At 64.6% G+C, this 8,244-nt stretch carries 7 protein-coding genes; 6 read left to right on the top strand and 1 reads right to left on the bottom strand.

Going from position 1 to position 8,244, the window contains the following annotated elements:
- On the bottom strand, positions 1-515 hold a 515-nt coding region (locus WBV42_RS17460; protein WP_423987153.1), incomplete at its 3' end, for an HdeD family acid-resistance protein.
- A gap of 174 nt (positions 516-689) precedes the next feature.
- Between WBV42_RS17460 and WBV42_RS17465 the strand changes: the two genes are divergently transcribed.
- The 6 genes from WBV42_RS17465 to WBV42_RS17490 all read left to right on the top strand — a co-directional run.
- Positions 690-1,241: a ribbon-helix-helix protein, CopG family gene (locus tag WBV42_RS17465; protein WP_253227939.1), complete on the top strand. Its 552-nt coding sequence runs from the start codon at positions 690-692 to the stop codon at positions 1,239-1,241.
- Between the two features lie 229 nt (positions 1,242-1,470).
- Positions 1,471-2,679 (top strand): Nramp family divalent metal transporter, encoded by a 1,209-nt coding sequence (locus WBV42_RS17470; RefSeq protein ID WP_423987154.1) that lies wholly within the window; start codon positions 1,471-1,473, stop codon positions 2,677-2,679.
- Positions 2,680-4,689 carry a hydantoinase/oxoprolinase family protein gene (locus WBV42_RS17475; protein WP_423987155.1) on the top strand — a complete coding sequence of 670 codons (2,010 nt, stop codon included), beginning with the start codon at positions 2,680-2,682 and terminating at the stop codon, positions 4,687-4,689.
- Entirely contained in the window at positions 4,686-6,326 is a 1,641-nt protein-coding gene (locus tag WBV42_RS17480; protein WP_423987156.1) for a hydantoinase B/oxoprolinase family protein, read from the top strand. Before WBV42_RS17475 ends, WBV42_RS17480 begins: the two co-directional genes overlap by 4 nt.
- Before the next feature lie 37 nt (positions 6,327-6,363).
- Positions 6,364-7,074 (top strand): maleate cis-trans isomerase family protein, encoded by a 711-nt coding sequence (locus tag WBV42_RS17485; RefSeq protein WP_423987157.1) that lies wholly within the window; start codon positions 6,364-6,366, stop codon positions 7,072-7,074.
- 66 nt (positions 7,075-7,140) lie between these two features.
- The coding region (locus WBV42_RS17490) for an amidohydrolase (protein WP_423987158.1) at positions 7,141-8,244 on the top strand (1,104 nt) is incomplete at its 3' end.

Raw genomic sequence — 8,244 nt, forward strand, 5'->3', positions numbered from 1 at the left:
CTCGTGAAGAGGCCGATACCGAACAGGAGTCCGACGGCCCACGTCGCGGAACTCGGGTACGACAGCCAGACGAAGAAGGCGACGAGGATCGACGCGATTCCGCTGATGGCGATCCATAGCCACCCGCGCTCCGGTCGGAGTCGGAACCCCATGGCCACCTCGACGGCCCCTTCGACGAGGAAAAAGATGACGAGCAGGATGGTTAGCGCCGTGAGTCCGACCAACGGGTTCAGGAGGAACGCGACACCACCGATGGCGAAGATGATCGCCAACAGCAGTTGAAAGACGAAACCCGTCCACCCGCGCCCCGAAAACGCGTGGACGAAGTGGGCAATCGCGCCGATCACGAGGTACACGCCGAACAGAAACGACAGCGTGATTCCCGTGAAGAACGGCGTCAGGATCGCCAGTAAGCCGACGATCGTGAGTACGACGCCGACACCCATGAGGAGTCGCCACGTATCTTGAATCGTGTTTGCCAGTCGTTCCCTGTCGTACGTCTCCGCGGTTGTCATCCTTGAAATCCTCCGGACCGTGTACGACGGTCTCCGGAATAAAAGGATGCACAAACGTGCAGCGGTATCGGGATGAAAATTTTTGGAAAGTACGTGTGGTAGCGCTCGACCTGTCGCTCAAGCGGGCGATAAACCGGACGAACGCATAAATGGGTTGGGTGGGTAGGTGGGAGCATGACGAACCGGGTAACGGTGTCGCTGGACGACGAGGCACAGGTCGCGCTGGACGAACTCGTGAGTCGGGACGGAAAACCCCAGAGCGAACTCGTCAGGCAGGCACTCGTCTTCTACGCCGCGAACTACGACGCCGCCACGACCCAAGCGGGACCGAGCCTCGAAGCGTACCATCAAATGCTGGCGAGCGGCGAACACGTCCTGCTCGACGTGGACTTCCTCCACTGCTTCTTGGAGTACGTCGAGGACGAAGACGGCGAGCCGGATGCGGCGTTTATCGAACTGGCAGACAGCGTCTCGAACTATCACGCCCGCGAGTACGAACACCGATTCGAAACGCTCGGGGAACTGCTCGACTGGCTTTCGTTCTGTGGTTTCCTGACCGTTCGCGGAACGCAGGGCGACACGTATCACGTCGTGTTCCCAACCGAGTCGGTCAAATGGTTCATGACGCGATTCGTCGAGCGAAGCAGCGCCCGGCTTCCTTTCGAAATCGAACTGGAGGAAGGCGTCTCCAAGGTGCTGATGACGGAAGTCGACCCCGAACGCTGATCCGTTCGTCATTCGTCGTCAGTCGTCTGAGTTCATCGTCATCCCTCAGTGTTCGTCGTCGCTATTCGTCAGTATCCGTCGATATTAGTCCGAATCGTCAGTAGCCGTCGTCCGTCTCCCGTTCATACTTCTTCATACGATTTCATACGGCGAGAGACGGCGATACACACCGTTCTCAACAGGATTTATCCCCAATCCTTGGGTTGTGGCATAATAGCATACCACAACCATGAATATCAGTGAACGACTACGCTCTATCGGACCCGGCGCGATGGTGGCCGCCGCCTTCATCGGCCCCGGAACGGTGACGACCGCCAGCGTGACTGGCGCGGAGTTCGGCTACGCGCTCGTCTGGACTATCGTCTTCTCGATCATCGCCACCATCGTCCTCCAGGAGATGAGCGCCCGCCTCGGCGTCGTCTCCCGCGAGGGACTCGGCGAAGCGCTTCGGGAACAGTTCGACAACCCCCTGCTTTCGACCCTCAGCATCGCGCTCGTCGTGAGCGCCATCGGTATCGGGACGGCCGCCTACGAGACGGGGAACATCCTCGGCGGAGCGGCCGGGTTAGCGGGCATTACCGGCATCAGCGCACATATCTGGGGTCCGGCCATGGGTCTCTTCGCGGCCGCGCTCCTCTGGACCGGACGCTACAAACTCATCGAGAGGGCGCTCGTCGCGTTGGTGGCTATCATGGCGCTCTCGTTCGTCATCGACGCCATCCTCATCGGCCCCGACCTCGGCGCGCTCGCGGCGGGATTCGTCCCGAGCGTCCCCGAAGGTTCGACGTTCCTCATCACGGGACTCATCGGGACGACCGTCGTCGGCTACAACCTGTTCCTGCACGCCGGAAGCGTCCAGGAACGCTGGTCGGGACCGGACGAATTGCCCGAGTCGCGCGCCGACACGATACTCTCCATCATCATCGGCGGCGCAATCACCATCGCCATCCTCGTCACCGCGGCCGCGGCGTTCCCCGTCGGAACCCAGATCAGCGACGTGAGCAAGATGGCCGACCAGATACGGCCGCTCGCCGGACCGTACGCGACGGTCCTGTTCAGCATCGGCCTGTTCGCGGCCGGATTCACGAGCGCGACCACGGCACCGCTCGCCGGAGCGTACGCGACTGCGGGAGCCTTCGGCTGGGACACCGACCTCAAATCGTTCAAGTTTCGGGCAGTTTGGGCCGTCATCCTATTCATCGGAGTCGTGTTCTCCGCGGCTGGCTACCAACCGGTGCAGGCCATCGTCTTCGCGCAGGTGGCGAACGGAGTCCTGTTACCTATCGTCGCGCTCTTCCTCATCTACATCATGAACGACAGGGACATCCTGGGGGAGTACGTGAACGACACGACGCAGAACGTCCTCGGAATCGTCGTCACACTCGTCGTCGTCTGGCTCGGAGTACGTGCGCTCTACACCGTCATCGGAGGGCTCTGAATGACCGGGAACGACCGAACCCGCATCGGAGTCGATGTCGGCGGAACGTTCACCGACGTCGTCCTCCTCCTGCCGGACGACGAACTCGTGACGGCGAAGGTGCCGAGCACGGACGACCAGAGCGTCGGCGTCGTACAGGGAATCGGGAAAGCCTGCGAGGAGGCGGGCATCGACCCGACGGACGTGGACGCGTTCACTCACGCGATGACGGTTTCGGTGAACGCCCTGCTGGAAGAGAACGGCGCGAAAACGGCACTCGTGACGACGGCAGGCTTCCGCGACGTACTCGAAATCGGACGACAGGCCCGACCGGACCTCTACGACGTGAACATCGACAAACCCGCGCCGCTCGTCCCGCGACGGCGGCGGTTCGAAGTCGCCGAGCGGACGGGCGTCGACGGCGTCCTGACGAAACCCGACGAGAGCGAGGTACGCGAACTGGCGGGGAAGATCCGTAACAGTGGTGCCGAAAGCGTCGCCGTCTCCCTGTTGCACGCGTATCAGCACCCCGAGAACGAACGACGGGTCGCCGAAGTTCTCCGCGAGGAACTGGACGTCCCGATCTCGGTTTCCCACGAGGTGCTCGCGGAGTTCCGCGAATTCGAACGAACCTCGACGACGGTCGTGGACGCCTACGTGACGCCAGCGATCGACGCCTACATCGGTCGCTTGGAGGAACGCGCCGGGAACCGGGGCGTTCCGGAACCCCGGATCATGCAGGCCAACGGCGGCATCGCATCGGCGAAAACCGTCCGCGAGCACGCGGTGACGACGACGATGTCCGGCCCGGCGGGCGGGGTCGTCGGCGCGGCGGAGACCGCCGCTGCCGACGACGTGGACGGCCTCGTCACCTTCGACATGGGCGGCACGTCGAGCGACGTGAGCCTCGTCCGGGACGGCGAAGTCGAACGGACGACGAACGCTGAAATTAACGGCCGACCCATCAAGACGCCGATGGTGGACGTGAACACGGTCGGCGCGGGCGGCGGTTCCATCGCGTGGGTGGACGCCGGAAACGCCCTCCGCGTCGGGCCGCGGTCCGCCGGTGCGAACCCCGGCCCCGCCTGCTACGGACGCGGCGGAACGGAGCCGACGGTGACGGACGCGAACGTCGTCCTCGGTTACATCGGCGGGAGTTCGGCGCTCGGCGGCGAACTCGAACTCGACGTGGACGCGGCCCACGAGGCGCTCTCGAAGCTCGCGGACGAAGCTGGCTTGGACGACGCCCTCGCTGCCGCTCGGGGCGTCTTCCGGGTCGCGAACGCGAACATGGCGCGGGCGATTCGGGCCGTCACGGTCGAACGGGGCCACGACCCGCGCGGATTCGGACTCGTGGCGTTCGGCGGCGCGGGACCGATGCACGCCGGCGCGATCGCGGAGAGTTTGGACATGGATCGACTCGTGATTCCGCACGCCTGCGGCGTGCTGTCGGCCTACGGTCTGCTCGCGGCGGACGAGAAACACGACTCGGTTCGAACGTTGAGAAATCCGTTGGCGGACGTTTCGCTGGACGATGTCGAATCCGCCTACGACGACCTCACGGACGAGGTACTCTCGGACGTGGAGAATCGGGATGCGGCGGCGGTCCAGCGGGCCGCCGACCTGCGGTTCGTCGGCCAGAGTTTCGAACTCACGGTTCCAGTGAACGAGGCGTTCGACGCCGAAACGGTCGCGGAGCGATTCGAGGACGCCCACGAGAGCGCCTACGGCTACGTCATGGACGACCCCATCGAACTCGTGAACCTGCGGACGACGGCGGTCGTCGACCGCGAGTCGCCATCGGTTTCGTATCGAACCGCGGGCGACGCCGAGAAGGGATACCGCGAGGCGTTTTTCGATGGCGAGTTCCACGAGACGCCGGTGTTCGACCGAACCGGACTCGGCGAGTCCGATTCGGTTTCCGGCCCCGCGATCCTCGAACAGGACGAAAGTACGGTCGTCGTGCCGCCGGGATGGTCCGGGACGACGAACGCGGACGGAACGCTGGTGCTCGGGAGGGAGGAAGAATGAGCCACGACGATTCGAATTCGAACTCTGACACGGACATCGACGCGGTAACGCTCGAAATCATGCGCAATCAGTTCGAGGGTGTCGCCGAGGAGATGGGACAGGTGCTCATCACCTCGTCGTACTCGCCGAACATCAAGGAGCGACGCGACTGCTCGACGGCGCTGTTCGACGCCGAAGGGCGACTGGTCGCGCAGGCCGAACACATCCCGGTGCACCTCGGCGCGATGCCCGAGGCCGTGGACACGGTGCTCGACTACGACCCGGAACCGGGCGACGTGTTCGTCCTGAACGACCCGTTCGAGGGTGGTACGCACCTCCCGGACGTGACCATGGTGTCGCCGGTTACGGTCGGGGACGAAATCCTCGGGTACGCCGTCTCCCGCGCGCACCACGCCGACGTCGGCGGGATGACGCCGGGAAGCATGCCCGCCGGGGCACAGGAGATTTATCAGGAGGGGATTCGACTGCCACCGGTTCGCCTCGTGAAGCGTGGCGAAGTCAACGACGACGTGATGAGCCTCCTGCTCGCCAACGTCAGGAACCCCGGCGAGCGACGGGCGGACATCCGCGCACAGATCGCCGCGAACGAACGGGCCGAGGAACGACTCGGCGACCTCGTGGAAGAACACGGTCGGGAGCGCGTCGTCTCGGCCTTCGACGCGGTGATCTCGTACTCGCGGGATCGACTGCTCGCCGAACTCGCCGACCTGCCGAACGGGACGTACAGCGCTCACGACGTGATGGAAGGGGATGGTATCTCGGACGACGAGATACCCATCGAAGTTTCCGTGACAGTCGGCGACGAGGAAATCGAGGTGGATTTCTCCGGAACCGCTCCGCAGGTTCCGGGCAACGTCAACGCGCCGCTCGCGGTCGCGAAGAGCGCCGTCTACTTCGTGATTCGCTGTGTGACGGATCCCGAAATCCCGCCGAACGAGGGCTGTTACGACCCAGTTTCCGTCTCGGTTCCGGAGGGGTCGCTGTTGAACCCCCGACCGCCAGCGGCCGTGGTGGGCGGCAACGTCGAAACCAGCCAGCGAGTGACGGACGTCGTGTTTTCCGCGCTCGCCGAGGCGGCCCCGGACCGCGTTCCAGCGCAGGGGCAGGGAACGATGAACAACCTCACCATCGGAAGCAGGGGCGGCGGTGACGACGGCTTCACCTACTACGAGACCATCGCGGGTGGCTTCGGCGGTCGCCCCACGAAGGACGGGATGGACGGCGTCCAAGTCGGGATGACGAACACGCTGAACACGCCCGTCGAGTCCCTCGAAGCCGAATACCCGCTGTTCGTCGAACGGTACGGACTCCGCGAGAACAGCGGCGGACACGGGCAGTTCCGTGGTGGCCTCGGCGTGGTGCGTTCCGTCAGCGTCGAAACGGACGCGACCGTCTCCCTGTTGACCGAACGGCGACGCGTCGCTCCGCACGGAATCGACGGCGGAGAGGACGGACGGTGCGGCCGTAACGAAATCGACGGGGAACGCGTTCCGGCGAAGACCACCCGCGACGTGGAGTCGGGGACGACCATCACGGTGTTCACGCCGGGCGGCGGCGGGCACGGTCCAGCAGAAGAGCGCGACCCCGACGCCATCGAGATGGACAGGGAAGACGGGAAGATGGAGTGGGAGGAATGAGCGTGCCGAGCGAATCGACACGACCGGGGTGGCCGTAATGTTCGGATGGCGCGGCCGTCTCGGCGTCGTCGTCCCGTCCTCGAACACGACGGTGGAGGGCGAATTCGGGCGGGTGCTTCCGGAGGGCGTAAGCCTCCACACGGCCCGAATGCCGCTCGAATCGGTCACCGTGGACGAACTGGACACGATGGCGGACGATGCCGTGGACTGTGCGGAGCGATTGTCCCACGCGGACGTCGATACGGTCGCCTACGCCTGTACGACGGGGAGCCTCCTCCACGGCCCGGGGTTCGACGCGGAACTCGAAGACGCGTTGGCCGAGGCCGCTGGCGTTCCGGCGGTGGCGACGGCCCTGTCGGTCAAGCGGGCGCTTTCGACGCTCGACGCGACGCGAATCGCCGTCGTGACGCCGTACACCGCCGATCTGAACGACCGCGAGGAGTCATACCTGGACGACGCCGGATTCGAGGTGGTCGATCTCCACGGACGGGGAATTACGGCGAACACTGACATCGGGTCGTTGTCACCGAACGACGCGTACCAACAGGTCCGGAATACCGTCTTGGACCCGAGTACCGTGGACGCCGTGTTCGTCTCGTGTACGAACTACCGAACGTTCCCCGCCATCGAACCCCTCGAATCGGACCTCGGGATTCCGGTGGTGACGAGCAATCAAGCGACGCTGTGGGATGCGCTCGGTCGAGTGAGCGTTTCGGCGGACGTGCCGGGAACGGTGGGAGAACGATAAGGGACCCGACAGAACCCCGTCTGCCGGTTTGTAAACGCTTTCCCCTTCCCCCACGAGGAAGGTGACATGACGAACGCGAACGGCGGAGCGGACGGAGGAGAAACACGAGATAGCGAGGCGAGCACGGGCGATCCGTCCCTCGTCGAACTGCGCCGCGATTTACACGCCCATCCCGAGGCCGGATGGAAGGAGTTCCGGACGACGGCACTCGTCGCGGCGGAACTCGATGAACGGGGGTTCACGCTCCATCTCGGAGCGGACGCCGTCGATGTCGACGCACGCCTCGGCGTGCCGAGCGACGACGAGATCGCGGGCGCGAAAACCCGAGCGCGTGAGGAAGGTGCACCTGAGCGGTATCTGGATCGAATGGGCGACGTGACGGGACTCGTCGCCGAAAAGACGTACGGAACCGGCGATGGGCCGACAATCGGGGTCCGAATCGACATGGACGCGCTCGAACTGACCGAGTCGAGCGACGACGATCACCGACCCGCACGGGAGGGGTTCGTGAGCCGCCATCCCGGGGAGATGCACGCCTGCGGTCACGACGGACACACGACCATCGGTGTCGGAATCGCCCGTGAACTCGACGCCACCGGCGGGTTCGATGGACACCTCAAACTCTTCTTCCAGCCAGCCGAGGAGGGCGGTCGTGGCGGCGTCCCGATGAGTAAGACGGACCACCTCGCCGACCTCGACCACTTCCTCGCGCTCCACCTCGGCCTCGACAACGAGACGGGGAAGGTTATCGCCGCCTACGAACATCCGCTATCGAACGCGAAACTCGACGTGGCGTTCCACGGGGAAGCCGCACACGCCGGGAAAGCACCGAACCAAGGTCGAAACGCACTTCAGGCGATGACGACGGCCATCGGCAACCTGTACGCGATTCCGCGACACGCGGACGGGGCGACGCGAATCAATGTCGGACAGGTCCACTCCCCGAACGCACAGAACGTCATCGCCGAGGAGGCGAGAATGCGCATCGAAGTCCGCGGCGAGACCGCCGAACTCAACGACTACATGCTCTCCCGAGCACGGCGAACCGTGAAACACGCCGCCGCGATGCACGACGTGGAGTTCGAAACGGCGCTGTACGGCAAGACCACGACGTTCACCGCGGACGAGGAGATGGTCACCGCCGTCGCTCGGAGCGCGGCGGAAGTCAAA

The organism is Haladaptatus sp. (assembly GCF_049589095.1).
In the GTDB taxonomy this organism is placed as follows: Archaea; Halobacteriota; Halobacteria; order Halobacteriales; family Haladaptataceae; genus Haladaptatus.

What these genes read in the sequence shown, in the direction of transcription:
- WBV42_RS17480 (WP_423987156.1), top strand. Translation starts at nt 4,686, where the DNA reads ATGAGCCACGACGATTCGAATTCGAACTCTGACACGGACATCGACGCG.
- WBV42_RS17465 (WP_253227939.1), top strand. Translation starts at nt 690, where the DNA reads ATGACGAACCGGGTAACGGTGTCGCTGGACGACGAGGCACAGGTCGCG.
- WBV42_RS17485 (WP_423987157.1), top strand. Translation starts at nt 6,364, where the DNA reads ATGTTCGGATGGCGCGGCCGTCTCGGCGTCGTCGTCCCGTCCTCGAAC.
- WBV42_RS17470 (WP_423987154.1), top strand. Translation starts at nt 1,471, where the DNA reads ATGAATATCAGTGAACGACTACGCTCTATCGGACCCGGCGCGATGGTG.
- WBV42_RS17475 (WP_423987155.1), top strand. Translation starts at nt 2,680, where the DNA reads ATGACCGGGAACGACCGAACCCGCATCGGAGTCGATGTCGGCGGAACG.